This window comes from Rhodophyticola sp. SM2404 (assembly GCF_053570515.1).
Map to the genome: position 1 here is coordinate 70,807 of NZ_JBSEDL010000008.1, position 26,381 is coordinate 97,187.

The window sequence follows — 26,381 nt, forward strand, 5'->3', positions numbered from 1 at the left end:
CGGTGGCTGGATGAACTCGGCGAAGACACGCTCAGTTTCGGCCAAGCAACCCACCCAAAACCTCCATCAAAATCTGCTGCGCCAGATCTGGTCTGTCGCCTTGGCCGTCTTGCGCCTCGGCAGAGGGCATGGGGTCGGGGCGGGCTTCGAGCACAGGGTCGATCATGGGCAAGGGGCGCGGTGACAGATCGGCATGGATGCGCTCCATGGTCTGGCGCCAAATCTCGGCGGGAAGGCCGCCACCCGTGACACCCGAGAGCGGTGTGTTATCATCATATCCCATCCACACACCTGCAACGTAATCCGCAGAAAACCCTATGAACCACGCATCGCGGGCCGAATTTGTGGTGCCTGTTTTTCCAGCCACGGGCCTGTCGGACAATTGCGCACGGCGTCCTGTGCCGTCCGCCACAACCTCGGCCATCATATAGGTCAACTGCTGCGCGGCATTCTCGGAGATGACCCGTTCACGGATACCGCCTTCTTGGCCGATCATCGGGGTGTCATCCCCCATCAGGCGCAATTCCGTTAACCCATAGGGCGCCACGGCAGAGCCGCCATTCAAGATGCCAGCATAGGCGCCTGTCATTTCAATCAAGCTCGCCTCGGATGCGCCAAGCGCAAGGGCAGGGCCTGCAGCAAGATCGCTTTGAATGCCGAATTGGGATGCCACATCGCGCACCAACTCGCGCCCTACATCTTCAGACAGGCGCACAGCGGCCGTGTTAAGCGAGGCGCGCAAGGCGTCGGTCAGTGTGACATCGCCATAGAATTCACCTGTGTAATTCACGGGCGACCAAGGGCCCGATCCGGGGATGTCGAGTGTGAGTGGCGCATCTAGGATCAAATCATCAAAGCGCCAGCCAAGTTCCAATGCCGTGGCATAAACAAACGGTTTGAAGGCCGAGCCTGTCTGGCGGCGGGCTTGGGCTGCGCGGTTGAACAGGCCAGCGCCACGTGTGTCACGCCCGCCCACCATGGCGCGCACAGCGCCATCCGCGCTCATCACCACGATGGCGGCTTGCGCTTCCGAGCCTTCGCGGACCGAGTTTGAGAACACCTCCTGCAAGGCTTCTTCAGCGGCGCGCTGCATGTCGGAATCGAAGGTGGTGCGGATGATCACATCTTCGGTCGTGTCATTGGTCAGGAAACCGGGGCCTTCATCCATGATCCAATCAGCGAAATACCCGCCGACATTGGCCGATGCAGCATTAGACAGAACGGCGGGGTTCGCACGCGCTTGGGTGGCGTCTGCGGCGCTCAGGTAGCCTTGCTGCTCCATCAGATTAAGCACGAGGTTCCCACGCTCTTGCGCGCGTTCGAGATTGCGGGTGGGCGCATAATAGGATGGAGCCACCAAAAGCCCCGCCATCATGGCCGCTTGGCTGGCATTGATATTGGCGGCGGACATGCCGAAATAGCGCTGTGAAGCCGCCTCAAAGCCACGTGCGCCTGCGCCCAGATAGGCGCGGTTGAAATAGATTGAGAGGATTTCGTTCTTGGTGTAGCGCAGCTCCATCGCGAAGGAGAAAGGCATTTCCTGCAACTTCCGCCACAGGGTCGTGCGGCGGCAATCCGATTCATACTCGGCCTCGGTCTCCCATGTGTCGGCATCATAGGCGACGCCCAGACACATCAGTTTGGCAACCTGTTGGGTGATGGTTGAGCCGCCATGCCCTTCCAGCGGGCCGCGCCCTTCGCGCATATTGATGCGCACCGCACTGGCAATGCCGCGCGGGCTAATGCCGAAATGGCGGAAAAAGCGCCGATCCTCGGTGGCGACCACGGCATTGGTCAGATGGGGGCTGACGGTTTCAGGCGTGATCATCCCGCCAAATTGTTCGCCCCGCCACGCAAAGACATCGCCATCGCGGTCGAGAAGTGTGACCGAGCCGCGGGCGCGGGCATCAACAACATCCCCGACATCAGGAAGTTCCGAGTAATAATAGGCAGTGGCCCCTGCAAGGATCAGGAACATCACCAGCGCGCCGCGCCAGACAACTCCCCAGATAATTCTGAAAATCAAACGAAAGAGCGATGTGATCCAGCCCAATGGCCCCGAACGACGCGGCTTGGTCGCGCGCTGTTTGCGGCGCGGTTTCCGCGGTGGCTGTGCCCCGCGGGATGATCCGTTTCCAGCGCGTGATGCAGGCGGATTGGCCGAGCGTTTATCCGCAACCAATCTGCGCGTGCCGCGCCCGCCATTTCCATTTTCGCTCATTTTTGCCTGCCATTTTTTGGCAAAGATAAGCCTTTTCGAGTCGGATGCGAAGTCTGTAGATGAGCAGCCCTGATAAATTGATTGCCTAAAATTTAATCGAAAAGGCGAAATTGCGCAAAAAATTTGCATAATTCAATAAAGCCCACAAATTAAGCGCCCCGTTTCGTTGCTCTCAGGGCGATCTCCTTTTTGTGATGCTCGAGTGAAGTCCTTTGGGGGACAGCAAAATCGCAAAAGGGTAACAATCGTGAAACTCATCATTGCAGCAATTAAACCGTTCAAGCTCGAGGAGGTGCGTGAAGCGCTGACCTCCATCGGCGTGCGCGGCATGATGGTGACTGAGATCAAGGGCTTTGGCTCGCAATCCGGTCACACTGAAATCTATCGTGGCGCTGAATACGCCGTGAATTTTGTTCCAAAAGTAAAACTTGAGATCGTTGTGGCAGATGCCATGGCAGACCAAGTGGTCGAGACAATTCAGACCACAGCGAAAACCGACAAGATCGGTGATGGCAAGGTCTTCGTTCTCGATGTGGCAAGCGCTGTTCGCGTCCGCACCGGTGAAACCAACGACGACGCGCTGTAAGCGCGCGCGTCCCTGCAATTATTTGGGAAAAGAGAAACATGAAAACCAAGTATCTCCTTCCGATGGCGACTGTGGCGGCTGCTGCATTGCTTCCATCGATGGGTTTCGCGCAAGAAGCTGCGGCGCCCACATTTGACGAAGTCGGGCCTTATATCCTGACCACCCTGTTGTTCTTGATGGCAGGCTTCCTCGTATTCTTCATGGCCGCAGGCTTTGCGATGCTCGAAGCGGGCCTCGTGCGCGCCAAGAACGTCTCCATGCAGCTGACCAAGAACATCGCGCTCTTCTCCTTTGCGGCGATCATGTATTGGTTGATCGGCTTCAACCTGATGTATCCTGGTGATGCATGGATCATCGCGGGTTATGTTGGCCCGTTCTTCGCACAGACTGTTCTTGATCCAGTGGGCATTTCGGCTGCAGACGCGGCGCTTGATTATGCATCCATCGGTTCGGACTTCTTCTTCCAGCTGGTGTTTGTTGCTGCAACTGCTTCGATCGTTTCGGGTGCTTTGGCCGAGCGTATCAAACTGTGGCCCTTCCTGATCTTCGTGATCATCTTGACAGGCGTTCTCTACCCGATCTCCGGTTCGTGGCAGTGGGGCGGCGGCTGGTTGTCTGAAGCGGGCTTCTCCGACTTCGCGGGCTCCACTGTTGTACACTCCGTAGGTGGCTGGGCCGCTCTCGCAGGTGCCATCATCCTCGGACCACGCCTTGGCAAGTACAAGGACGGCAAAGTGAACCCAATGCCTGGCTCCAATCTGGCGCTCGCAACCTTGGGTACATTCATCCTGTGGCTCGGTTGGTTCGGTTTCAACGGCGGTTCGCAGTTGGCAATGGGCACCGTTGGTGACGTATCCGACGTATCCCGCATCTTCGCCAACACAAACATGGCTGCTGCTGCTGGTGCCGTCGCTGCTCTGATCCTGACACAGGTTGTTTATGGCAAGGTCGACCTTACCATGGTCCTGAACGGCGCACTTGCTGGTCTGGTCTCCATCACAGCTGAGCCTCTCGCTCCGACACTCTTCGGCGCATTGTGGATCGGTGGCATCGGTGGTGTGATCGTGGTCTTCACGGTTCCTCTGCTCGACAAGCTGAAAATCGACGATGTTGTTGGTGCTATCCCTGTCCACCTCTTCGCAGGTATCTGGGGCACGATCGCGGTCATCTTCTACGGTGAAGCGTCGCTCGGCACACAGCTGCTCGGTATCGCAGGTTATGGTGTCTTCACCTTCGTAGCCTCGCTGGTTGTCTGGTTCATCCTCAAGACTGTCATGGGTATCCGTGTAAGCGAAGAGGACGAGATCAAAGGTCTCGACACAACCGAACTGGGTATGGAAGCCTATCCTGAGTTCACCAAGGGCTAAGCCCTAGACAAGCTTCTCGAGCCATTCCTCCTCCCTCTATGGCTCGGGACAAATAGGAAAGGCGCTCCGTTTGACGGGGCGCCTTTTCATATGGCTGATCAGATGTGATGGCGGGTTGCGCTGATCTGAGCGCACAGGATTGGGCACCAAAAAAAAGAGCGCCTGATCAGGCGCTCTTTTCTTAATCGGGGTTCGTGGGTGTGGGGCTCAGACGGCCTCTTCGATCCACTTTTGCAGGGCCGCTTTCGGGGCCGCGCCAACCTTGTTCGAGATCACCTCGCCATCCTTGAACATGAACAGGGCGGGGATGCCGCGCACGCCAAGCTCGGTCGGGGAATTCGGGTTCTCGTCGACATTGATCTTCACGATTTTGACCTTGCCGTCATATTCGCTCGAAAGCTCTTCCAATGCGGGGCCGATCTGGCGGCAGGGGCCACACCATTCTGCCCAGAAATCAACAACAACAGGGATAGCTGACTGGCGAACTTCGGTGTCGAAGGTCGCGTCTGTAACTGCGATGGTGGCCATGATGAGCCCTCCGTTAAAAAACATGTCTGTCTTGAAAACGGAACCTATGGTCCGCCCTGCGGGACGTCAAGAACCAGCAGCCCTTTGCAAACCCGCCATAACGAGAGCGTGAGGCAAAACCATATATTCGGCGCTGCGTGTCCAAAGAATGCCAAGCTCGATCTCGCGATCTGGGTAGAGTGCGGCCAACATCTCGGCATAGGCCCCCATTTGGCGCAGGATCGCCTCGGGCGTGGCCTCAGGGGTGTCAGGCTGGAGAGCGTTTGATTTGAAATCCACGGCAGTGACGCGAGTGGGCGTGACAATAAGACGGTCGATAATGCCAAATAGCTTGCGGCCAAGCGTGGGGCTTTGGGCGGCAAGGGCCACCTCGGCCAAAGCATCATCGGCAAAGAGATGCTTGAGTTGCGGCTTTGTCAGCACGCGCGTGGCCTCTTCCAGCAGAGATGCGGTTTCGCCCTCGCTGACCTGCCCGTCCATCGAGACGATCCCCAAAGCGGCCTCGGGCCAAGCGGGGGCGGGCAGATGCGGAAGATGTTCAAGCAGCAAATGCATCCGCCTGCCGCGCGCCAGTGCCTGTTCTTCGCTGAGGCCCTGCGCATCACTGGGGCCTGTCAGGTATTTTTCACCGCCAAGATCAGAGGGCGAGAGCGTGGCTTCCTCGCGTTGTGAGGCGGGGGCAGGCTCCAAGGCCCAACTTGGCATGGCCGAGCGCGTGGGCGGGGCCAGTGAAAAGGCCTGTGCAGGCGCGCTTGCCCATTCCCCTTTTTGCAGCCGCAAGCCATCGCCATCCTCAAAGGGATGTGGCTTGGCATTAAGAGATTTCGCCGCGTCATCGATGGTTTGGAACCACGAAGTTTTGCCGTTTTCTTCCTTGGCCAATTCGCCCGCTGCTGCGACGACCAACCATGTCTCGGCGCGGGTCATCGCAACATAGAGAAGGCGGTTATTCTCCTCCTCGGCCTTTTGTGTTTGCGCCTCATGGGCGGGCTCCAAGGCGGGCGGTGCATCCGCCTTCGAGGTGGGCCAGAGGGGCAAATCGTCCTCGGGCAGAAGCAGGTTGATCCCTGGTGGCGTGCCGCGTTTGGCGGCAGTGTCGGGCAGGATCACAATCGGGGCTTCCAAACCCTTGGCCCCATGGATCGACATAACGCGTATCTGCTCACCCGCGTTGGAGAGGTCGCGCTTGATCTCGACATCACCGCTTTGCAGCCAGCCGACAAAGCCCGTCAGGCTTGGCACGGCGTTACGCTCATAGCCAAGGGCTTGGGCCAGCATCGCGTCGATACCGTCCTCGGCCTCGGCCCCTAAACGCGCCAACAGCTTTTGCCGCCCCTGATGGCGGATCAAAACCCGCTCGAGCAGATCATAGGGGCGCATGAAATCGGCCTTGTCGCGCAGGTCCGAGAGCATATCGACCTGTTGCGGAAACTCCGCTTGGCGATCGCGCAATCGGCGCCAGAGCGTGGCTTTGCCGCGTCTATGGGCCAGCTCGTAAAGCTGCTGCTCGCTCAACCCGAAAAGCGGCGAGCGCAAAACAGAGGCAAGCGAAAGGTCATCCTCGGGCGTGGCAAGAAAGGCCATAAGCGCCACCAGATCGCGCACCGCCAATTCGGCGGCCACCCGCATTCTGTCGGCCCCCGCGATGGGGAGGCCCTGTTTCTTGATCTCGGCGATGATCTCGTGAAACAGGTCCGAGCGGCGGCGCACCAGCACCAGAAAATCGGATGGGCGCGCAGGGCGCTGGCCCCCGTCATGCGGGATGAGCACGCCCTGTTCCAAGGTGTCCTTGATGAAATTGGCGATCCGTTTGGCAAGGATCACGCTGTGATGTTCATCGGCCAATTTATCGACAGGTTCCTGCCATGGCTGTTTTTCTAAATCTTCGGATTTGGGGATATGCGGCCAGATATCGATGCGCCCTGCCAGATCGGCCTTATGGGCATAATGGGTCACATCCTCGCCCAAGCCGGGCCCGCCATTGCCGCGCGCCACTTCATCCACCAGCGCAAGGATCGGCTCGGCTGAGCGGAAGGAATAGGCCAAGGTTTCGGTCTGGAAGGCGCGGCCAATGCTGCGGTACCGTTCTTCAAAGAGGTCGCGCATCTTGTCGAACCCTGCGGGATCGGCCCCCTGAAAGGAATAGATCGACTGTTTCTTGTCGCCCACCACGAAAATCGTGCGCAAAACATCCACGCGCGCGCCCTCGCCTGCCGCGAATTCCTCGGCCAAGGTCTCGATAATATTCCATTGCGTGGGCGAGGTATCCTGCGCCTCATCCACCAAGATATGATCAATCCCGCCATCAAGACGGAAGAGGACCCATTGCGCCACTTCACGCGCCGTCAGAAGGTCGCGGGTGCGGCGGATCAAATCGTCAAAATCAAGCCAGCCACGTTGTTCCTTGGCCATGTCATAGGCAGGCAGAAAGGCCGAGGCGAAGGCGTGAAGCGCGTGGGTTTTCTCGGCCAATTGCAGCCCGCGCCGCAGCGGGCGGGCCTCTTGCAGGCGGAGCATGAAGTCGTGCAGCGCTTCAAGATCCTCGCCCATGGCCGTGCGGACATCTTTATTGGCATAAGCGTCAATCTTGGCTTCATTGGCCTTTTTTGCGCTTGGTCCGAACAAAAACAGGTCTTCCAACGCGCTTATATCAGCGAAATCGGGGACCTCCCAATTGACGCTTCCCAGAACGCGGCGGTGTTTGTCATAGCTTGAGGACGCAGGCAGCAATGGGATGAGCTTGCCGCAGAGATCACGCTCATCACCCTCAAATGTCTGCGCAATCAGCCCGTCTGAGGTCAGGTTCCCCAACTCCAGAAAATCGCGCAGATCGGCGGCATTCAGCGGGGTCTTGAAGGCATCGCGTTTCGACAGGATTGCGCGCGCCAAATCCCATGCGGTCTCCTCGCTCAGGAATTGCGCGATGGCATCCACACTTGCCCGCGCCTCGCCCTCGGCCAAACGGTCGATCACCTCAAGGCCTAGGTCACGCTGCGCGCGGTCATCCATCTCGGTAAATCCGGGGCTGACGCCCGCTTCCACAGGAAAGCGGCGCAGCACCGAAGAGCAGAAGGAGTGGATCGTCTGGATTTTCAAACCACCCGGCGCTTCAATGGCGCGGGCAAAAAGCGTGCGGGCTTTCCCGAGCATCTCAAGGCGCAGTTGGTCGGTATCCACGCCGAGCCCCGCCAATGTATCGCCCAAGGCTTGGTCCGGCATCATCGCCCATTCACCCAAACGGCGGAACAAGCGGTTTTGCATCTCGGCGGCGGCGGCCTTGGTATAGGTCAGGCATAAAATGCGCTCGGGCGTGACATCTTCGAGCAGCAGGCGCGCCACGCGGTCGGTCAGAACGCGCGTCTTGCCCGAGCCTGCATTGGCCGACAGCCATGTCGAGGCTTCAGGCCGCGCGGCCTTGACCTGCGCGGTGGTGGCCGCATCAAAAAGGGGGGTGGTGAATTTCATCCCACATCCTCCTGCGTTGGAGGAGTGGTTGCATCCCATTCGCCATAGCGCGCGAGCTGGTCATAATCGCCATCCCACGCAACCTTGAACATCGCCCGCCGCGAGGTGAAACCCTTTTCGGCCTGTTGATAGGCGCGAAGCAATTCGTGGAATTTCGTCTCGATCTCCGAGATGGTGCCAGCATCGATATCGGGGGCGGAAATCTCGCGCGCGTTCAGGCCGATATAAGCGATCTCGGCCACCTCTTCGGGCGTATTGGTAAAAGCGCCATCGCGGGCCATCCATGCCTCCAGCCAGAGCTGTTTGTTGAAATATTCCTGCTGGTCTTTGCTGGGAGGTTTGCCAGCCTTGTAGTCATAGATCGCAAGGCTTCCATCCTCACGGCGGTCTACCCTATCGGCGGTGCCTTTCAGGGTGACGCCAAGGCTGGGTATCTTCATCTGGGTGCTGTGCTCCAGCAAGATCGCGCGGCCCAGTTTGCGGCGTGCCTCCTCGGTTGCGAGGAACCAATCGGCTACCCGCTGTAAACGCCCCAGCCAAAGCCTGCGCGCGGCAGGCCAAGGGGCGACATCATCCAAGACTGTCTCGGCCAACTCCATCAGATAGGCTTTGGGATCGGCAGGCCAATCGCTCTTGGTGCTGTTAATGAAGCGGAAAAGGATCGCATGAAGCGCCGTGCCCCGCTCGGCGGCGTCGGGGTCGGATTTCAGATCCTTGAGGGGGAACAGCCCCAGCACCCGCCGCGCATAAACGGCATAAGGATCGCGGATCAGTTTTTCGACCTCGGTCACCGAGAGAACTTTTGGGCGCATTTCCACAGGCGGACGGGGCGAGGGGCGCGGCGCGCGCGGGACATCTTGCAAGGGCACATCCTGCATTCGCGCCAGTGTAAGCCAGTCTTCCCCGCGTTTGCGCATCTGCCCAAGGGCGGATTTTGTGGCGGGGCTGGCCCCCTCCATCAGGTTGATCATGCGGTTGAGCCAGCGGGACGGCACGGTTTCGGTTTCCGTATCGCGTTTGGACCTGCTGAGCCAAACCTCGGGTGCGGCGGCGGCCTGTTGGAAATCATGGGCTGAAAGACCGATGCGCCGATCAGGCAGACGCAAGCCCGCCTCGGCCCGCAAAGCGCGGTTCAGCCAAGGATCAGCGCCGGGATTAGCGGGCCATGTCCCCTCGTTTAGCCCCGCCAGAATGACGATATCCGCGCCTTGCACGCGGGCCTCCATTGCGCCCCAGATCATCACATCTGCATGGGGTCGCACAGGGTTGCGCACCTCGCCCGTCTCAAGGATGGCGGAAAACAAATCACGGTAATCGCGCAGCGACATGGTCCCTGCTGCATCTGCCTCATGCGTCAGCTCAGTGATCAATCGGCGTGCCTCAACGCCTGCGCTTTCCAGCCAGAGCGCGCCGCTATTTCCATTCTCGGCATCCGGGCCCGTGCAGAGCGCTTCGGCCAAGGCAATGTGATCGCTCAAATGATCTGCTAAGGGGCGGGGGCCTGCGGCGCGGGGCAGGTCCAACAAGAGCTGACCAACCCAAGCGGCCCATTGGATGGCACCCTCATCGGTTTTGCGCTTCTCGGCCCATGTCACAAGATCGGCACGACGCGGGAAGGCGGGACCGCCGCGCAGGCAGTCCAGTTCAAGATCGCGCGTGCGGCGCAAATGATCACCCCTGTCCTCGCCGCCTGTATTGGTCAGCGGGTGCTTGAGCAGAACCAGAAGATCCTCGCCCGTGACCGGACCAAGCCCCAATTCAGCGATATGGCGCAAGAACCGACCGGGGGGTGTTTGCGACAGACCAACGCCTGCGCTGTCATCAGGCGTGATCCCCCAACGGTCCAGCGCAGCTGTCACCTGACGGCCCAAAACGCGGTCGGTTGAGACCAAGGCCGCGCGTTGCCCATCCTCTACGGCGCGGCGTAGGCGCAGCGCGATGGCGGCGGCCTCTTCTTGCGGGGTTGCGGCCTCGATCAGGGTGACCTTTTCCATCGCTTCATCTGGGTCGGGCAGGGTCGGGCCTTCGCTGAGCCATTGATCGGTCATCGGCGCGGGACGCAATGCGAGGGATAGCAACTTGTTGCGCCCTGCCACGGGCGACAGGCTGGATGGCCAGCCTTGCACATCGCGCGCGCGCAGCCCCATCGTGGCAAGATATTGGCCCAAACGATATTGCGGATGGTCTTCGCCCGCCAATCCCGGGGGGCGGCGATCACTGAGCAGCCTCTGCCACACCTCCTCGGGCATGTCATAATCAAGACCCGGCAGGATCACCGCCCCTTGGGGCAGATGGGCCACCGCCTCCATCAAACGCCGCGTTGCACCGCGCGAACCTGTGGAGCCCGCAACAATCAGCGGATGCTTGGGCGGCTTGTCAGACCAATGCTGCACGAGCCTGTCGATCAGGGCGGTCTGCCGCGCCTCGGGGGTCATGCGGCCATCCTCGGGTTCGAAATAGGCGCTGACGATATTGAGGAATTGAAGGGCGCGATCCCAATGCTGTGAATGGCCTTCGACATTCAGACCGCGCAGATCCTCGGGGTTAACGCGTTCCTCCTGCATCTCTGCCAGAATTTCGGCAAGACTATCGGCAAGGTCATAAATTGCTGAGCGGGGGGCCAGTTGTGGGTCCTGATCCAGCAATCTGCCGATGAATTGAGAAAGCTCCAAGCGCAGGCGCAGCGGCGACATGGCTTTGGGCAGACCCGCGATATCGGGGATTTCGGAGAGATCGCTAAGCGCACGGATGCGGGGTAGGAAACTGGCATTGCGGCTTGCATAGCGCGCATGCAGATGGCGCTGCATCCGACGGGTATTCACCCAAATCTCGACACGCGCAATCGCCTCGGGCGCCATCCCTTCAAGCCGCATATCCAGCCCCTCGATAAGCGCGGCCGAGAAATCCACGCCAAGGGGGGTCGCAAAGATGCGGGGCTGATCTGTATCGGGAAAGATCATGGCTCTGCCCTCTCCAGCATGGCCTCGGCCAAGGCGATACCGCTTGGCTGGCCCACATCCGCCCAGTGGCCGTCATATAAAACGCCATGCAAACGCCCCTGACGCGCAAGGTCTTCCCAAAGGGGGCGGATCGGGAAAGCCCCGCCCGAGCATGCTTTGAAAACGGCAGGCGAGAGAATTTGCGCGCCAGTATAGACCAGATCGCTTGATGCAAATTCCAGCGCACCAGACGGGCTCATGCTCAGCTCATCCGCATGGTCGCGGCCAATCGTTCGCGCCAGCGGCACCAGCAGCATCAAACCATCCATTAAGGCAGGATCCCAAGCTTGCGCCAATTGCTGCAAAGGGTTCGGGCCAGACCAGACATTATCGGAATTCATAACCCAGAACGGGGCCTGCCCGAGATGGGGAAGCGCGTTGAAAACTCCGCCGCCTGAATCAAGAATTTCGGGCGTTTCATGCAGCACGGTTACGCCGCTTCTGTCCTCCAGATGGGATATAATCTGATCGGCCAGATAATGCGCATTGACCACGACACGCTCGGCCCCGCCTTGATGGGCCTGATCCAGAGCATGATCAAGCAAGGGCTTGCCCGCGACCTCGATCATGGGTTTGGGGCGGGTCTTGGTGAGCGCACCCATACGTGTGCCGAAACCAGCCGCAAGAACCATGCAGGCCGAGGGCAGCAAACTCACAATACCGCCTCGGGCACATGGGCTTTGACCAGACGGGTGACGGCAGGGCTGATCTCTTGCAACTCGGGATGTGCCACGGCGCGCAGAATATGGCCTGCAACACGCGGCATATGGGCGAGGTATCCGATCTTGCTCTGCTCATTGGCCAAGCGGGCAAAGACACCCAGAATGCGCAAATTGCGTTGCACGCTGATCAGGGCGACGCGCAATTCAAGATCCTCGACACCGATTGCAAGGGTCTTGGCATGGCGTTTGATCAACTCATGTCGCAGGCTTGGCGGGATATCGCGGCGCGCATCATCGACCAAAGAGGCGAGATCATAGCCCAAAGGCCCTGTCAGCGCGTCCTGAAAATCAAGCAAGCCCATTCGGCGCACGCCATCGCGGTCGGGCAGCCAGATCAGGTTATCGGCATGGAAATCACGCAAGACGGTCACGGGGGTGCCGCGCAGTTTCCAGACGCAAAGCTGCGTGAGCTTGGCGAAGAAATCGCGCTGGTCTTGTTGCACGGGGTGATCTGCGGGAAGCTGTTCATAAGCGATACGAACCATATCGGCCATGCCGATCGGGGTCATCAAGCTCAAGCCCGCCATAGCCCCAGTTGTCGCCAGTTTTGACAAGACGGTCTCGGCTTCGAGATAGAGGGTCTTTTCAGTCTGGGCATCCTGCGCGGCCAGTTTGGAGACCAGCCCGTCGCCGTAATCCTCGATCACCATGAGCCCCAGCCTTGGGTCGGCGGTGAAAACGGCGGGCGCAGATAGGCCAAGCCCTGTCAGATAGGAGGCAATCTTGCGAAAAGCGTCGAAGCTTGCGGCCTCATCCTCAGGGATATGCATCAAGATCGCGGTTTCATCGGCTTGGCCATCGCGGCTCAAGCGCCAATAGCGCCGCCCCGAGGCGTCACCTGCCAAAGGCGTGGCCTTGGTGCCGCCCCAGCCCGAGCGAAGAAGAAATTTGTCTATAAAATCGGTCACGCGGGGCGCTCCATGGTCTTGGCCAAGCGCTTGGCCAGACTTGAATTGGCTGTGGAAAAAAGGCTCAGCCGTCTGAAATCAGGGTTTTGCGGGTCATAATCGAAACGCAACCATACTGCCCCGTCTGGCAAGTCTTGATCAAGCCGTTCGGGCCATTCGATCAAAGAAATCGCGGTCTCGAAGGCCTCGTCCAGCCCAAGCTCCCAAAGCTCCTGCGGGTCGGTCAGGCGGTAGAGATCGGCATGCCAAATCTCGATGTCTTTGGTGGCGTAGGTCTGGACCAAGGTGAAGGTTGGCGAAGGGACATCCTCAGACAGCCCGTCTGCTGCCAGAAGATGTTGGATAAGTGATCTGGCGAAATGCGTTTTGCCTGCGCCCAAATCTCCCGAAAGCAGCAAGACATCCCCCCCCTTTAGGTGATCTGCCATGCGTTCGGCCAGCACCGTCGTTGCCTCAGCATCGCGCGATGAGAATTGGCAAACAGCCTTGGAAAAGGCGGCAGGTGGGCGGGCAGTTTCGGCTGTCATAACAGTGAGTTTATCTGACTGCGTCCGAGCGACAAGCGCTAAGAGCCACCCTGCTTGGAAAGGTGTGAGCGATCAGCCCAAAGGCGACTGGGGCATGTGAAAGCTAGGCGCTTTCAACGCGTGTCTCAATGGGGTGCGATAGGGGCTCCGCCTGTGTGAAATCCAGTTTGATATGGCCTGACCGCAATGGAGAAACCGTAACCGCCAAATGACGACCATCCAGCAATTGGAGTTTGCCCTGCCAAGGCTTGCGCGCGGCTTCAAGGCTCACGGCATCTTCAATCCTTGCCCAGATTTGCGTGGGCGCGCAGGCAAGTTCAAACCGCGTGACGGACTCACGCAAGGTGAGCGTTCCGCCCTTTTGATCCGTGCCAAGCTGCCAGAGCCGGTCAAAAGCCGCATTGCGAAGCTCCATTTCCCCGTCACCAGAAAACACAGCAATCGCCGAGGGGCTTTCATCAAGCACCGTTTGATAGAGCTCGAGGTTTGATCTGAACTTGCGCGTCAGAGACACCTCGGAGCTGATATCCTCGAACATCAAGGCCACCGCACCATCAGGATGGGGGCGGCCCAGAACGCGGTAGGTCTGCCCTGTCGGCAGGGTCCAGTATTCCTGATAGGTCCCATTCTCCGAGCCTTTTTCGATATTGGCGAGATTTTCGCGCCAAGCTTTGTAGTTCTTCGGCTCAGGCATGCGTTGATGTTCGCGCAATTGATCCAGAAAATCGAAGAGCAGGGGCCGCCCGCTCAACCAAGCGGCGCTTAAGGTGGTGAGTTGGACGAGCGCAGGGTTGAACACCACCAAGGCGCGGCTTTTGTCAAAAATGGCAAGGCCAACGGTCAGTTGGGCAAATGTTTTGGCAAAGGTTTGAACCGAGTCCCGCTTGCCCTGTTCGGCCTGCATGACCCTGTCCATTGGAATGGCGGAAAATATCTTCTCACCCTTGGCCAAAGGGGCAACAGACACTTCCCACCACCGCGCCTGTGCATCCTCACTTTCGGCGGGGATTGGCAGTTCGCAAGAGAGTGGCGCCTGCGGGTCTGGCGTGGCGCCCAAGGCTTCGGCGAAGATATTTGGCAATGGCCAAAATACCGTTTCTTGGCCTTTTTGAAGCGTGGCCAGCAAATTGAAATAGGCAATATTTGCCCAGATCACATCGCCCCCATCATCGCATTTCCACATCACAGTGGCGCAAAGATCGAGGGATTGGCGCAATGCGTCGATCTCATCTTCAAGCAGCGACACGGTTTCACTGGGCAGGACCTTGTTTTTGCCCAATTGGCGCAAAGACGAGACCGTGATGCTGAGATGGTCTTTCTTCGTCGCGCCCGTAATCGATACGGGATCAGCGCCAATCTTCTCCTCAACCCGAAAACCCTGCCCGCGTTCGCGCAAGATATCCATTTTCGGACCGATTTCAGGATTGAGCAAAGACAGCCCTTCAACCAGATTATCCCATGCGCGGGTGCGATCTTCAGGATCCGTCAAGAAACAGTCAAAACCCGTATTGTCCGACACGAGATACCCGTTCTTGAACTCATATCTGAGCGGAATATCCGAGGGCTGCCATCTTGGTCTGCTGCTTTTGAGATGGGCTTGGCGATTGGTCCAAATGGCGACAGCAAGGATCAACAGGCTGGCCAAAAGGCATGCCACGCCAATCGTAAGGACGCCGTCCGGACCTGAGAGGCTCATCATGTCTTCCTTTCGCCTATTGGCTAAGGAAGTCTTAATGGCGCGAGCTTAACGAAGGGTTAAATCTCAATCGGTCGATTATCCCCGAGCGCGGCGGCGGCGGTCTCGGTCGAAAGGCTGATGGCCTCGAAAGGCCAGATCACATCAACCATTGCGCCCGTCTTTATTTCGCGATCTTCGGGCAATAAAAACGGGTCGGATGCGTTCTGGAAAGTGACTGTGGCACCCGAGCGTTCGAGCAGGGTCTTGGCGATAAACAAACCCAACCCCATCCCCTCATATCCGGGGCGGCCTTCATCGGGGGCATCGGGTTTGCGCCTGCGCAAGAACGGGTCGCCCAAACGCCCCAGCAGGTCGGAGGGATAGCCCGCGCCATCATCTATCACTCGGATGCGAATTTCAGAGTCGTTCCAGCGTGTCTCGACCCAAACCGCGTCCTTTGCGAAATCGACCGCATTTTGCACGAGGTTGCGCAAACCGTGGATGATCTCGGGTTTGCGGTAGATGGTGGGAAGGCTGTCATCCTCGCTGACGGCGTTATTGAAGGGCGCAAAATCATAAAGCAGTTCGATACCGCGTTCCGAATGCGGTTCGGCGGCTTCGCGCACCACGGCTGAAAGCGGGGCGGATCGCATATGTAAATCATCCTTACCCGCACGCCCCATGGAGCGCATGATATCGCGGCATCTATCGGCTTGCTCACGGATCAGCTGGACATCCTCAAAAAGCTCGGGTCGGTCGCTCAATTCATCGGCAAGCTCGCTTGAGACCAGTTTGATCGTGGCCAGAGGGGTGCCCAACTCATGGGCAGCGGCTGCAACCACACCCCCAAGATCGGTCAGTTTTTGCTCGCGCGCCAAGGCCATTTGAGTGGCCAGCAACGCTTGGTTCATCGAATGCGTCTCGCCCGTCACGCGGCGGGCATAGGCCGATAGAAACACAATCCCAATCACAATCGCTGTCCAGAAACCGATCACGAATAGCAGCGGCAATTGAAGGATTTCATCTGTGCCTGTGCGCAAGGGAAGATGTACAACTGCGATGGCTGAAATCATCACAACGGCGACACCCCCCAGAAACAGGGTCGAGCCAAGGGTCAGAGCGGTGGCCGATATCGTCACAGGTGCAAGGATCAGCAGGGCAAAGGGGTTGTTCAGGCCCCCTGTTAGGAACAGCAGGAAGCTCAGCTGGGTCAAATCGAACAGCAGCGTCAGCATCGCATCGCGATCCGAGAGGCGTTGATTTCGCGGAAAGACCGACATCGCGATCAGGTTCGACAAAACGCTTGTGCCAATAGCGAGGAAACACAGGCCAAGCTCCAACCGCAGACCGAGATAGAAACTTGCGATCACAACGGTTATGGTCTGGCCAAGCACAGCCAGCCAGCGCAGGAACAAGAGGGTCTCAAGGCGCACCCATCCGCTGCGCGCGTCTTCGCTCAGAAGCCTCAGGGACGGATCATTGGGCGTTGCCATGGCTCGGGGCTTTCTGTCACAGGCGCGAGATCGTGAATTGATAGTCCCCTGAACATACGTGATCAACGCGTCACTGTAACCACCGATGAGAAGATCATGACCCGAACATATGCCATAAGCGCGGCGATCCTTATAGTTACCCTGATCTTGGCCACTGTGGTGATCGCCCTTTTCGGGCGCACAGGTGCGGGTTCGGATGACGTTTTCGCGCAATGCCGCAGCACGGTGATTGCAGGTGGGGCCGATACAATCGGTGGCCCGTTCGAGCTGGTCAGTGAAACGGGCGAGACCGTGACGGATGCCGATGTACTGGCCGAGCCATCCTTGCTGTATTTCGGCTATACATTCTGCCCTGATGTCTGCCCGCTGGATACGGTGCGCAATGCCGAGACTGTTGATATCCTCGAGGGGCGCGACCAATCCGTGCAACCCGTCTTTATCTCGGTCGACCCCACCCGCGACACCCCTGAGGTCGTGGCGGCCTTCACCGATAATATCCACCCGCGCATGCTCGGCCTGACAGGCACACCGGAACAGACGGATGCCGCAAGCCGCGCCTATCGGACCTATTACCGGATCAATGACGAGGATGATGACGAATATTACCTCGTCGACCACTCGACCTTTACCTATCTTGTCCTACCTGAGCATGGGTTTGTTGAGTTCTTCAACAGAGACATCGGGCCCGTAGATATGGCCGATAGGGTGCAATGCTTCCTTGACGCTGCCCAATAACAAAGGCCGCCTTCGTTTGACCACATAGCCAAACTGTGGAAAAGACGTTGTAATGCGGAACCACCGGAGGAGCGCGCATGTCTCAAGATCGAGTGCTGAGGGATATCGGCCCAGATAAATCATTGCTTCTTGTCGATGATGATGAGCCCTTTCTGCGCCGCCTTGAACGCGCCATGGAAAAACGCGGCTTTTCTGTCGAGGCGGCAGGCTCTGTCGCGGCTGGCAAAGCCATAGCCACAGCCCGCCCCCCTGCCTATGCAGTGGTTGATCTGCGTCTCGAAGATGGCAACGGTCTTGATGTTGTCGAAACCCTCCGCGCCAAACGCCCTGACTGCCGTGTCGTGGTTTTGACGGGCTATGGGGCAATCGCCACGGCGGTTGCGGCTGTTAAGATTGGCGCCACGGATTATTTGTCGAAGCCTGCTGACGCCAATGATATCACCGCGGCCCTGCTTGCCAGCGACGAAGAATTGCCGCCACCCCCTGAAAACCCAATGTCCGCTGATCGCGTGCGTTGGGAGCATATCCAGCGGGTCTATGAGCTGTGTGACCGTAATGTGTCCGAGACGGCGCGGCGCTTGAACATGCATCGCCGCACCTTGCAGCGCATATTGGCGAAACGGTCGCCCAAGTGAACATCCGCGGGGGGCTGCTTGGCCTTGTGCTGCTTGCTGGGTGCACCCCGAGTGGCGATCCTGCGCCTCAGGCGTTCACTCTCGACCCGAATGGTATCCAGCCCGCAGGCACTGATCTGAGAATTGACTTCGGGCGTGCGCAAACAGGTGTGATCGAGACCGTTTCGCGCCTACAGGGCGGGTCACCCGTAGAGGTCACTACCAATGCGCAATGCGGCGCAGGCGAGGTCACCGCTGCGCGTTGGTCCGATGGTCTGACGCTCAATTTCCTTGCGGGCAGTTTTTACGGTTGGGTGCTTGATCAAAACGGGTTTGTCACCAGCGCTGGCCTTGAGGTTGGACAAAGCTTTGAGGGGCGGCGCTTGGAAGAAACCTCCCTCGGGCTTGAATTTGAACAAGGTGGTATCTTCGGCCTGATGGATGAGCAGGGCGAGGATATAGCGCTGCTATGGTCAGGTGTGACCTGCTTTTTCCGCTAACCACAGCGCCTTGTTGCTATAGCTCAGCCATCAATTCTTCATGACGTTTGGTGAAGTCTTCCCGCACCTCGGCTGGTGGGCGCAAGCGAAGCTGGAGATTGCCGATGAGGGCGTCACTGGGCCGCCCGAAAAATTTGTCGGCCTCACCTTCCAAGAACCCCGCAATTTGCACGGCCTCCAGCCAAGCGGAGATGCGGTCGGCCTTTTTGATCTGGGCTTTCACGGTTTTTGGCAGGCTGGCAGGCAATCCAAAGCGGATATGGATCGCGGCCATCAAACGATCATCCAAAGCCCCATAACCTGGTCCAACGGCTGCTTTTACGGGGCTTATCATGTCACCAATGACATATTCGGGCGCGTCATGCAGCAAGGCTGCCAAGCGCCATTTGATCGGCGCATCGGGGTTTTGCAGCGTGAAAATCTGTTCAACTAAAATCGAGTGTTCGGCAACGGAATAAGCGAAATCACCGCGCGTTTGCCCGTTCCACCGCGCAACAAAGGCAAGGCCATGCGCGATATCCTCAATCTCGATATCGACGGGCGTTGGATCCAGCAGATCAAGCCTGCGTCCTGATAACATTCTTTGCCACGCACGAGCGGGTGCTTTTACCATGAGAGGACCCCTTAAATCTGATGGGGCAGGGATAGGATGTGTAACGCGGCAGGGCAAGTTTTCAGAAAATTCTAGGTGAATCTATGATTCCAGCTTAGCGTGAGGGTTCATACTGGGTTTAATTTGGGGGAAATGATAATGTCTAAAGATGTAAAAGATGCTGGAAAAAGCGTAAAAGGCGGCGGTAAAGACGCTGGTAAAGGCACCGGCAAGGGCAAATAATCCTGCCAAGATTTCGAGTTGGAGGCCGCGCAATTTTGCGCGGCCTTTGCATTTGTCGGGTCCCGTTGCCGCAGCCATATTACTCGCCATTGCCGTAAGGGGTTTCGGCTGCTATGTCGCCGACAAATCCGTTTTGAGACAGAGATGTGCCCAAGGAGGCAATTGTGACCGACTATATCGTAAAAGACATCAATCTTGCAGCGTTCGGCCGTAAGGAATTGGACATTGCAGAAACCGAAATGCCGGGCCTGATGGCCCTGCGTGAGGAATACGGGTCATCGCAACCTCTGAAAGGTGCGCGCATTGTGGGCTCGCTTCACATGACGATCCAGACCGCTGTTCTGATCGAAACGCTGGTGGAATTGGGCGCGGATGTCCGTTGGGCCTCTTGCAATATCTTCTCGACCCAAGACCACGCTGCCGCTGCAATCGCTGCGGGTGGCACGCCTGTCTTCGCGATCAAGGGCCAGAGCCTTGAAGAGCATTGGGATTATCTCGACAAATCCTTCATGTTTGACGATGGCCCCAACATGATCCTTGATGATGGCGGCGACGCGACCCTTTACGTATTGCTTGGCGCGCGCGCTGAAGCAGGCGAGGACATCATTCCTGTGCCCGCATCCGAGGAAGAAGAAGTCATCAAGGCGCAGATCAAAAAGCGCATGGCGGCCTCACCTGGCTGGTTCACCAAAGTCCGTGACCAGATCAAGGGCGTGTCCGAGGAAACCACAACTGGCGTTCACCGCTTGTATGATCTGCATAAGAACGGCCAATTGCCTTTCCCTGCGATCAACGTCAACGACTCGGTCACCAAGTCAAAATTCGACAATAAATACGGCTGTAAGGAATCTCTGGTTGACGGTATCCGCCGCGCCACTGACACCATGATGGCGGGCAAGGTTGCCGTTGTTCTGGGCTATGGCGATGTGGGCAAAGGCTCGGCCGCGTCGCTGGCGGGTGCAGGTGCGCGCGTTAAGGTCACCGAAGTCGATCCGATCTGCGCCCTGCAGGCCGCGATGGACGGGTTTGAAGTTGTTCTGTTGGAAGATGTCGTCGATAGCGCGGATATCTTCATCACCACAACGGGCAACAAGGACGTGATCCGCATCGAGCATATGCGCGCGATGAAGGACATGGCGATCGTTGGCAATATCGGCCATTTCGACAATGAAATTCAGGTCGCATCTCTCAAGAATCACAAATGGACCAACATCAAAGAGCAGGTGGATATGATCGAGATGCCTTCGGGCAATCGTCTCATCCTTCTGTCCGAAGGCCGTTTGCTGAACCTCGGCAATGCGACAGGCCATCCATCCTTCGTTATGTCGGCCTCTTTCACCAATCAGGTCTTGGCCCAGATTGAATTGTGGAAGAACGGCGAGAACTACAACAATGAGGTCTATATCCTGCCCAAGCACCTCGATGAGAAGGTCGCGCGCCTTCACCTTGGTCGCATTGGTGTGAAACTGACCACATTGGCGGAAGATCAAGCGTCCTATATCGGTGTGACGCCAGAAGGCCCCTTCAAGCCTGAGCATTACCGCTATTGAGGATTGATGCGGTCCGATGAAGAGCAGGCAAAAGCTGGTCTTTTTGGACCGTTGGTCAACAAGAAACATGGGTGCATCCGTCATGCGGGTGCATCAGCTCTCTCAGCATATGCGGCAGTTTTACGGTGATAGCTATGACATATCTGTTGTTTATGTCAGCCGCTCTGCAAAAAGCCTATCTCGTACCCTTTTGAGGCTCTGCTTTCCGGGAGCCATTGTACTATTTTCAAAATATGCAGCTTCCGGGTGGGGGCCTGATGACTTTGAACTGGTACGAAAAAGTGCTCGTGCGACTTTGATCGATTATGTCGATGGGAGTTTGGACAATGTCATTCACCGAGGCATTGACGGGCATATTGCATCGACTTTCGAGGGCGCGCGTCAGGTGGAGGCACTGCTCACGAGTAGCGCATCTGGCGATGATAGTTTGACCGGAAAGGTCTTCACAGTCCTGCATAATTATGACTCAAGGCTTGATGCATTTGTCAAACAGGGCGCACAAAGTAATCGCATGAATATGTGCTACCTTGGTACGTCATATGAGACGGTCATTACAAAGGAAGTTGAGCACGCAGTCACCTTTCTGAATGGTGAAAACCCTGCAGAATTTGAGAGAAGTTTGCGGCAAGTTGGTAATTTCAATTGTCATTACGGCGTTCGCAAGGATCGGCCATTGACGGGACCGAATGTTGTGAAGCCGTTCACAAAGGGAGCGACGGCGGCAGCTTGCGGTGCGCCGATACTGGTAAACAATGCTACCGATGATGCGGTCGAGCAGCTTGGCAGCGACTATCCCTACTTGATAAAGAGCAACAATCCAGAAACAATTGCCGAGGGATTGCGGCATATGCAAGAGAGCTTCGGTAGCCATGAGTGGAAGCAAGCTGTTGAAAGAATGCGCAGCCTGCATGAGTTGACGTCCCACCGCAGTGTTGCAACTCAATTGCACAGCGCGATTCAAACTTGCCTGTAGGCCAAAAAGGAGCGCCACGTTGTTTTTGAAAAAGAAAAAGAAAAAAGCGCTCCATCACCCTGATTTCCCTCAGATGTCAGATGTCAGCTACCGTGAAGTATTGTCGGAAATACAACATCGGAAGAAAGTTGCTCGATACTTGGAAATCGGCTCGAGAACGGGTGATTCAATCTCCAAGATTGATTGTAGCTATGTCGCCGTGGATCCGGAGTTTAACATCACGGCACCGGTGTTTAACCAATCATCACAAATGCTGTTTTTTCAACAGACTAGCGATGACTTCTTCGCGTCGAAGATGCTTGAGAAGATGGATTGGGTTCCCGACCTGGCATTCATCGACGGGATGCATATTTTTGAGTTCGCCCTTCGCGATTTCATGAATGCCGAAAAGACGATGCAGCCTGATGGCGTGATCTGCATCCATGATATCTGCCCTTTTAATTATGAAATGACCAGTCGAGACGTAGGCAGTTTGGATCGGATTTCGGCTTGGACAGGTGATGTGTGGAAGGTTGTATTGGCACTGCTTGAAACGCGAAAAGACTTGCAGGTCGAGGTAGTTGCCGCGGCTAGAACGGGTTTGGCATGCATATCCAAATTGGACCCCACCAACACGGCTTTGGAAGACAGCTATGAGGACCTTTTGAGAAAATACACAGATATTGATTTGCTCGATATCGGAGCCACTGGGTTTTATGATCGGTTCAATCTGGTGGACCCCAAAGACTATATTTCGCGGCTCTAAACCTGCGCCCGGCAACTTTCGGACGTCTTTGAAAAGGTCAAAATAATTTTCTTTATTTTTCCCCGTCCGCGCGGCACTGTCTGCGTGGTATGGAAAATGGGGCAACCCCCTTAAACGCACTGGGAGAAAGTTATGGGCAAGAGAGACGATCTGATCGCTGTTTACGCAAATGATCTTCGCACGAAATGTGGGATGGAGCCGGATATGGCTTTGTTGACGAAGGTTACGATTGGCTGCGGTCCATCGATCTATGATGCGGATGCATCCACTGTTGCAGGCACGCAAGCAGGTGAAATTGAAACGGTGAAGAAGAATTTCTTGATGAAGAAGCTTGGTTTGGCCGATGGCCCCCAGCTTATGGAAGCCATTGATTCCGTCATCGACACCTATGGCCGTTCCGAGCGCAACAAGTACCGCGCGGTTGTCTATTACATGCTGGTTAAGCATTTCGGCAAAGAGAGCGTTTATAGTTAACGCCCTGCAACAACGCTGACAGAGTCAAAGGCCCGTTTTGCGACGGGCCTTTTCACATTCTATAAAGCTTAAACTGTTCGCGCATTGGCTTTGCATGGCTGCCTTTGCGCATGCTATGAAAAGCATGCCTGGTCAGGATGACAGGCCCTCATAGAACACGTGCGGAGCGAGAATGCGCGTGGGTGAAGGAGGGTCTCGGGGGTGTCGGGACCCTCCTGTATTTTCAAGCCCAAGACCACTGAGGTCTCCTAGGCCAAGGCCCCGAGGATCAAACCCACTATCGCAGGTCCGACGATCGCATATCCGCCATCGATCAGGGTCAGGTTTCTCGGGCGCATGGAATAGGCGTAATTCATTGAAATCCATGGTGCGAGGATGAAAAGCCCAAGCCCTACACCTGACACCAGTCCTTTGGCGGCTGTATCAATGCCCGCCATGGCAAAGACGTGGCGCAACATTCCAGCCATCAATAGGGATGCTGCAAAGGCAATCACGAATGGCACAACGGACCCACCGTCCACAGGGCGCCCGTTTTCATCCAAGGACAGGCCTGCGACTGCGGCCCAAGGTTTCGAAAATGTCATGTACCAAACCGCGCCTATGGCAAATCCACCAATGGCTGCAAGAATAACTGAAAGAATTCCCATGATGCTCTCCTGTCGCAAGATGCCTACGAAAACCTAGGATAAAAGCCGCAAAAAATCACCCCTCAAGGGGTGACACCGCCCAAGCTGCAAATGATGTCCCATTCGCGTTTGGACACGGGCTGCACCGACAGCCTGCTGTTTTTGAGCAAGATCATGTCGTCCAGCCTGCCATCGGATTTGCACTGTTCAAGGGTGACGGGCAAGGCAAAGGGGCGGGTGGCTTTGATATCCACGCACTCCCAACGGTCGTCATCAATGGTGCTGTCGGGATGGGCTTCAGCGATGACCTCGACAATGCCGACCACCGCTTTTTCCGATTGAGAGTGGTAGAAAAAACCGAGGTCGCCGATTTGCATGTCGCGCATATGGTTGCGCGCTTGGTAGTTCCGCACGCCATCCCATTCCTCGCCGATATCCCCTTTGGCGACCTGATCATCCCAGCTCCAGGTGGAGGGTTCGGATTTGAACAGCCAGTAGCGCATCAGCCTATGACCTTGTTCCAAGCCTCGATGCGGACCTTTGCGAAAAGGCCCGCCTTGGCATAGGGGTCATTTGCGGCCCAAGCCTCGGCCTCGGCGCGGGTTTCGACCTTTAACACGAGAAGTGATCCGCACATCTGCCCCGCATCATCCAGAAACGGGCCTGCCATCGCGACAACGCCGCTGTCTTTGATATAGGCCAGATGCGCGTCGCGATTGGCTTTGCGAACGTCAAGTTTCTCGGCTTTGTCGGTGCAGATAAGGGCGTATAGCATTGGGGGTCACTCCGATTTCAAAGGGCGGGTAAGAAGCGCCTCAAGCGCCTCGTCAAAAGTAATATCACCATTTGCCAGATGCGCGACGGCATCGGCGATTGGTGTGTCGAGCTCCTTGCGCGCGGCCAGTTCCTGTGCGGTGGCAAGACCTTCGACAGTCACTGATGGGTCGATGCTTTCGCCGCGCGCCAGCGCCATGCCAAAGCGCATATTGCGCGATTTCTCGGAGGTGCAGGTCAGCACCAGATCACCAAAGCCCGACAGCCCTGCCAAAGTGTCATCCCGCGCGCCCATGGTGGTAGAAATGCGGCGCATTTCGGCAAAGCCACGCGCCATAAGCGCGGCGCGCGCACTCTCGCCAAGCCCGCGGCCAATAACGGCACCTGCCGCAATGGCGATCACGTTTTTCAAGGCACCGCCAAGTTCGGCCCCGATCACATCGGTGCTGCGGTAAAGGCGCAGAGTGCTGGTCGATAGCGTGGTTTGAAGCTTTTGGCCTATCGCATCATTGGCGCAGGCCAAGGTAAGTGCGGTTGGCAGGCCCGCCGCGATATCGGCGGCGAAGCTTGGGCCCGTCAATTGGGCGACGAAAGCTTTGGGGCGCTGGCTTGCAATCAGCGCTGTTGGCCCCAACCCGCTTTCACGGTGAATGCCTTTGGAGCAGCAGATAAGATGCGGCGCGTCTACTCGGGATGTGTCCAGAAAGGACCCGAGCTTTTGCGTGGGGATCGCCAGCAGCAAAATCTCTGCTTTGAGATCGGCCAAGTCACCTGTCGCGCGCACAGTATCGGGTAGGGCATGGCCTGCCAGTCGCGCCTTGTTTTCGCGCGCGGCATTGATGTCTCCCGCAGCTTGCCGCGCCCATAGCGTCACCTCATGGCCCGCGCGTCCGAACGCGATGGCCAAAGCGGTGCCAAAAGCGCCCGCTCCTGCGATATCAATGCGTTCGCTCATGCTTTCGCGCCTTTCTTTCCCGAGCCGAGCAGCGCCGGTGAGGTTTGATCAAGGGGCCATCTGGGGCGGGCGGCAAGGCGCATGTTATCACGGGCACCCTGTTTGAACCGCTCAAGCCCTGCATAGGCGATCATCGCGGCATTATCGGTGCAAAGGGCCAAAGGTGGGGCGATAAAGGGCAAATCGGCCTCGGCCGCTACGCCCTCCAAAGCGCCGCGCAGCGATTGATTGGCCGCGACCCCGCCTGCAACGGCAAAGCCGCAAAGACCTTGATTGACTGCCAAAGCACGGCGGGATTTCTCGGCCAGAACATCACGAACGGCCGCTTGGAAGGAGGCGCATAGATCGGCGCGGTCGGTTTCCGTCAGCCCGCCTTGCTGCGCAACAAGGCCATCACGGCTGCGTAAAACAGCCGTTTTGAGCCCTGAGAAAGACAGATCGCACCCCTCACGATCCAGCAGGGGGCGGGGCAGGGCGAAACGCTTTTCATCCCCTGATTTGGCCGCAGCCTCAACGGAAGGGCCGCCGGGTTGAGGCAAGTCCAAAATACGCGCGACCTTGTCAAACGCCTCACCGGGTGCGTCATCAATGGTGCCGCCAATGCGGGTGAAATCCTCGGCCCCGTCAACGCGGAGAAACTGGCAATGCCCGCCCGAGACCAGAAGCATCAAATAGGGGTACTCCACCCCGTCTGTCAGGCGCGGTGTCAAAGCATGACCTGCAAGATGGTTCACCCCGACCAAGGGCTTGCCCAACCCAAGGGCCAAACCCTTCGCCGCCATCACGCCAGAGAGGACCCCGCCGATCAAACCCGGCCCTGCGGTGACGGCAATCGCGTCAATCTGCTGCAAGCCGAGGCCTGATTGCTCAAGGGCTTCCTCGACCACCAGATCGAGCTTTTCAGCATGAGCGCGCGCGGCAATCTCGGGGACGACGCCGCCAAAGGCTGCGTGCAAATCTGTTTGGCTTGAAACCACGGATGCAAGGATATCCAGTGCGCCATCTGTTTCACGCAGGACAGCGGCGGCGGTATCGTCGCAACTGGACTCGATCCCGAGTATGGTGAAAGAGGTTTGGCTCATCCGCCGTCTGCCTTGCGCCTGTGC

General features: G+C 57.5%; 25 protein-coding genes. 9 read left to right on the forward strand and 16 right to left on the reverse strand.

From position 1 onward, the window contains the following. Positions 1–31: 31 nt before the first annotated feature. Positions 32–2,221, reverse strand: coding sequence for a transglycosylase domain-containing protein (locus ACTYEO_RS12705; protein ID WP_449324119.1), 2,190 nt, complete (start codon positions 2,219–2,221; stop codon positions 32–34). Between the two features lie 247 nt (positions 2,222–2,468). Between ACTYEO_RS12705 and ACTYEO_RS12710 the strand changes: the two genes are divergently transcribed. Next, positions 2,469–2,807, forward strand: coding sequence for a P-II family nitrogen regulator (locus ACTYEO_RS12710; RefSeq protein ID WP_449324120.1), 339 nt, complete (start codon positions 2,469–2,471; stop codon positions 2,805–2,807). A 38-nt stretch (positions 2,808–2,845) separates the two neighbouring features. After that, a complete protein-coding gene (locus ACTYEO_RS12715; RefSeq protein ID WP_449324121.1) occupies positions 2,846–4,174 on the forward strand; it encodes an ammonium transporter in 1,329 nt (442 codons plus the stop codon). A gap of 207 nt (positions 4,175–4,381) precedes the next feature. Here ACTYEO_RS12715 and trxA read toward each other — a convergent pair whose 3' ends face one another. From trxA to regB, 8 genes are all read right to left on the reverse strand, one after another. Beyond that, positions 4,382–4,702: a thioredoxin gene (trxA, locus tag ACTYEO_RS12720; protein WP_449324122.1), complete on the reverse strand. Its 321-nt coding sequence runs from the start codon at positions 4,700–4,702 to the stop codon at positions 4,382–4,384. Positions 4,703–4,768: 66 nt separating this feature from the next. Then, complete coding sequence (gene addA / locus ACTYEO_RS12725; RefSeq protein WP_449324123.1) at positions 4,769–8,167, reverse strand: double-strand break repair helicase AddA; 3,399 nt, start codon at positions 8,165–8,167, stop codon at positions 4,769–4,771. Continuing rightward, entirely contained in the window at positions 8,164–11,127 is a 2,964-nt protein-coding gene (addB, locus tag ACTYEO_RS12730) for a double-strand break repair protein AddB (protein ID WP_449324124.1), read from the reverse strand. Before addB ends, addA begins: the two co-directional genes overlap by 4 nt. After that, a complete protein-coding gene (locus ACTYEO_RS12735) occupies positions 11,124–11,822 on the reverse strand; it encodes a nucleotidyltransferase family protein (protein WP_449324125.1) in 699 nt (232 codons plus the stop codon). The genes addB and ACTYEO_RS12735 overlap by 4 nt, the downstream gene beginning before the upstream one ends. After that, positions 11,819–12,796, reverse strand: a complete 978-nt coding sequence (locus ACTYEO_RS12740; protein ID WP_449324126.1) for an aminoglycoside phosphotransferase family protein — start codon at positions 12,794–12,796, stop codon at positions 11,819–11,821. Before ACTYEO_RS12740 ends, ACTYEO_RS12735 begins: the two co-directional genes overlap by 4 nt. Then, positions 12,793–13,323 (reverse strand): tRNA (adenosine(37)-N6)-threonylcarbamoyltransferase complex ATPase subunit type 1 TsaE, encoded by a 531-nt coding sequence (gene tsaE / locus ACTYEO_RS12745; protein WP_449324127.1) that lies wholly within the window; start codon positions 13,321–13,323, stop codon positions 12,793–12,795. Before tsaE ends, ACTYEO_RS12740 begins: the two co-directional genes overlap by 4 nt. Positions 13,324–13,426: 103 nt before the next feature. Next, complete coding sequence (locus tag ACTYEO_RS12750) at positions 13,427–15,019, reverse strand: PAS-domain containing protein (RefSeq protein ID WP_449324128.1); 1,593 nt, start codon at positions 15,017–15,019, stop codon at positions 13,427–13,429. 59 nt (positions 15,020–15,078) lie between these two features. Next, a complete protein-coding gene (regB, locus tag ACTYEO_RS12755) occupies positions 15,079–16,494 on the reverse strand; it encodes a sensor histidine kinase RegB (RefSeq protein ID WP_449324129.1) in 1,416 nt (471 codons plus the stop codon). 96 nt (positions 16,495–16,590) lie between these two features. On the opposite strand from regB, the gene ACTYEO_RS12760 reads away from it, so the two are divergent. The 3 genes from ACTYEO_RS12760 (at position 16,591) to ACTYEO_RS12770 (ending at position 18,343) form a co-directional block, all read left to right on the forward strand. After that, entirely contained in the window at positions 16,591–17,229 is a 639-nt protein-coding gene (locus ACTYEO_RS12760; RefSeq protein ID WP_449324130.1) for an SCO family protein, read from the forward strand. 77 nt (positions 17,230–17,306) lie between these two features. Then, positions 17,307–17,864 (forward strand): ActR/PrrA/RegA family redox response regulator transcription factor, encoded by a 558-nt coding sequence (locus ACTYEO_RS12765; RefSeq protein WP_449324131.1) that lies wholly within the window; start codon positions 17,307–17,309, stop codon positions 17,862–17,864. Further along, positions 17,861–18,343, forward strand: coding sequence for a hypothetical protein (locus ACTYEO_RS12770; RefSeq protein ID WP_449324132.1), 483 nt, complete (start codon positions 17,861–17,863; stop codon positions 18,341–18,343). Before ACTYEO_RS12765 ends, ACTYEO_RS12770 begins: the two co-directional genes overlap by 4 nt. Positions 18,344–18,359: 16 nt before the next feature. Here ACTYEO_RS12770 and ACTYEO_RS12775 read toward each other — a convergent pair whose 3' ends face one another. Together ACTYEO_RS12775 and ACTYEO_RS12780 are read right to left on the reverse strand one after the other, a co-directional pair. Next, entirely contained in the window at positions 18,360–18,956 is a 597-nt protein-coding gene (locus ACTYEO_RS12775; protein WP_449324133.1) for a hypothetical protein, read from the reverse strand. 81 nt (positions 18,957–19,037) lie between these two features. Next, positions 19,038–19,256, reverse strand: a complete 219-nt coding sequence (locus ACTYEO_RS12780; protein WP_449324134.1) for a hypothetical protein — start codon at positions 19,254–19,256, stop codon at positions 19,038–19,040. Between the two features lie 83 nt (positions 19,257–19,339). Here ACTYEO_RS12780 and ahcY point away from each other — a divergent pair, with 83 nt between their 5' ends. From ahcY to ACTYEO_RS12800, 4 genes are all read left to right on the forward strand, one after another. Further along, positions 19,340–20,728: an adenosylhomocysteinase gene (gene ahcY, locus ACTYEO_RS12785; RefSeq protein ID WP_449324151.1), complete on the forward strand. Its 1,389-nt coding sequence runs from the start codon at positions 19,340–19,342 to the stop codon at positions 20,726–20,728. A gap of 16 nt (positions 20,729–20,744) precedes the next feature. Then, the gene (locus ACTYEO_RS12790) at positions 20,745–21,701 is read left to right on the forward strand and encodes a hypothetical protein (RefSeq protein ID WP_449324135.1); all 957 of its coding nucleotides are present in this window, start codon (positions 20,745–20,747) and stop codon (positions 21,699–21,701) included. Positions 21,702–21,720: 19 nt separating this feature from the next. Further along, positions 21,721–22,446, forward strand: coding sequence for a class I SAM-dependent methyltransferase (locus tag ACTYEO_RS12795; protein WP_449324136.1), 726 nt, complete (start codon positions 21,721–21,723; stop codon positions 22,444–22,446). 132 nt (positions 22,447–22,578) lie between these two features. Next, complete coding sequence (locus ACTYEO_RS12800; RefSeq protein WP_449324137.1) at positions 22,579–22,920, forward strand: DUF2853 family protein; 342 nt, start codon at positions 22,579–22,581, stop codon at positions 22,918–22,920. 248 nt (positions 22,921–23,168) lie between these two features. On the opposite strand, the gene ACTYEO_RS12805 is transcribed toward ACTYEO_RS12800, so the two are convergent. The 5 genes from ACTYEO_RS12805 to tsaD form a co-directional block, all read right to left on the reverse strand. Further along, positions 23,169–23,567, reverse strand: coding sequence for a DUF1761 domain-containing protein (locus tag ACTYEO_RS12805; protein ID WP_449324138.1), 399 nt, complete (start codon positions 23,565–23,567; stop codon positions 23,169–23,171). Between the two features lie 62 nt (positions 23,568–23,629). Next, positions 23,630–24,049: an EVE domain-containing protein gene (locus ACTYEO_RS12810; protein ID WP_449324139.1), complete on the reverse strand. Its 420-nt coding sequence runs from the start codon at positions 24,047–24,049 to the stop codon at positions 23,630–23,632. Further along, positions 24,049–24,321 (reverse strand): YciI family protein, encoded by a 273-nt coding sequence (locus ACTYEO_RS12815; RefSeq protein WP_449324140.1) that lies wholly within the window; start codon positions 24,319–24,321, stop codon positions 24,049–24,051. Before ACTYEO_RS12815 ends, ACTYEO_RS12810 begins: the two co-directional genes overlap by 1 nt. A gap of 6 nt (positions 24,322–24,327) precedes the next feature. Next, positions 24,328–25,275 (reverse strand): NAD(P)H-dependent glycerol-3-phosphate dehydrogenase, encoded by a 948-nt coding sequence (locus ACTYEO_RS12820; RefSeq protein ID WP_449324141.1) that lies wholly within the window; start codon positions 25,273–25,275, stop codon positions 24,328–24,330. Continuing rightward, positions 25,272–26,357 (reverse strand): tRNA (adenosine(37)-N6)-threonylcarbamoyltransferase complex transferase subunit TsaD, encoded by a 1,086-nt coding sequence (gene tsaD, locus ACTYEO_RS12825; protein WP_449324142.1) that lies wholly within the window; start codon positions 26,355–26,357, stop codon positions 25,272–25,274. The genes ACTYEO_RS12820 and tsaD overlap by 4 nt, the downstream gene beginning before the upstream one ends. Between the last annotated feature and the right edge of the window lie 24 nt (positions 26,358–26,381).

What these genes read in the sequence shown, in the direction of transcription:
- ACTYEO_RS12705 (WP_449324119.1), bottom strand. Translation starts at nt 2,221, where the DNA reads ATGAGCGAAAATGGAAATGGCGGGCGCGGCACGCGCAGATTGGTTGCG.
- ACTYEO_RS12715 (WP_449324121.1), top strand. Translation starts at nt 2,846, where the DNA reads ATGAAAACCAAGTATCTCCTTCCGATGGCGACTGTGGCGGCTGCTGCA.
- trxA (WP_449324122.1), bottom strand. Translation starts at nt 4,702, where the DNA reads ATGGCCACCATCGCAGTTACAGACGCGACCTTCGACACCGAAGTTCGC.
- addA (WP_449324123.1), bottom strand. Translation starts at nt 8,167, where the DNA reads ATGAAATTCACCACCCCCCTTTTTGATGCGGCCACCACCGCGCAGGTC.
- addB (WP_449324124.1), bottom strand. Translation starts at nt 11,127, where the DNA reads ATGATCTTTCCCGATACAGATCAGCCCCGCATCTTTGCGACCCCCCTT.
- tsaE (WP_449324127.1), bottom strand. Translation starts at nt 13,323, where the DNA reads ATGACAGCCGAAACTGCCCGCCCACCTGCCGCCTTTTCCAAGGCTGTT.
- ACTYEO_RS12750 (WP_449324128.1), bottom strand. Translation starts at nt 15,019, where the DNA reads ATGAGCCTCTCAGGTCCGGACGGCGTCCTTACGATTGGCGTGGCATGC.
- regB (WP_449324129.1), bottom strand. Translation starts at nt 16,494, where the DNA reads ATGGCAACGCCCAATGATCCGTCCCTGAGGCTTCTGAGCGAAGACGCG.
- ACTYEO_RS12760 (WP_449324130.1), top strand. Translation starts at nt 16,591, where the DNA reads ATGACCCGAACATATGCCATAAGCGCGGCGATCCTTATAGTTACCCTG.
- ACTYEO_RS12765 (WP_449324131.1), top strand. Translation starts at nt 17,307, where the DNA reads ATGTCTCAAGATCGAGTGCTGAGGGATATCGGCCCAGATAAATCATTG.
- ACTYEO_RS12775 (WP_449324133.1), bottom strand. Translation starts at nt 18,956, where the DNA reads ATGGTAAAAGCACCCGCTCGTGCGTGGCAAAGAATGTTATCAGGACGC.
- ACTYEO_RS12780 (WP_449324134.1), bottom strand. Translation starts at nt 19,256, where the DNA reads ATGGCTGCGGCAACGGGACCCGACAAATGCAAAGGCCGCGCAAAATTG.
- ACTYEO_RS12790 (WP_449324135.1), top strand. Translation starts at nt 20,745, where the DNA reads ATGAAGAGCAGGCAAAAGCTGGTCTTTTTGGACCGTTGGTCAACAAGA.
- ACTYEO_RS12800 (WP_449324137.1), top strand. Translation starts at nt 22,579, where the DNA reads ATGGGCAAGAGAGACGATCTGATCGCTGTTTACGCAAATGATCTTCGC.
- ACTYEO_RS12805 (WP_449324138.1), bottom strand. Translation starts at nt 23,567, where the DNA reads ATGGGAATTCTTTCAGTTATTCTTGCAGCCATTGGTGGATTTGCCATA.
- ACTYEO_RS12810 (WP_449324139.1), bottom strand. Translation starts at nt 24,049, where the DNA reads ATGCGCTACTGGCTGTTCAAATCCGAACCCTCCACCTGGAGCTGGGAT.
- ACTYEO_RS12815 (WP_449324140.1), bottom strand. Translation starts at nt 24,321, where the DNA reads ATGCTATACGCCCTTATCTGCACCGACAAAGCCGAGAAACTTGACGTT.
- ACTYEO_RS12820 (WP_449324141.1), bottom strand. Translation starts at nt 25,275, where the DNA reads ATGAGCGAACGCATTGATATCGCAGGAGCGGGCGCTTTTGGCACCGCT.
- tsaD (WP_449324142.1), bottom strand. Translation starts at nt 26,357, where the DNA reads ATGAGCCAAACCTCTTTCACCATACTCGGGATCGAGTCCAGTTGCGAC.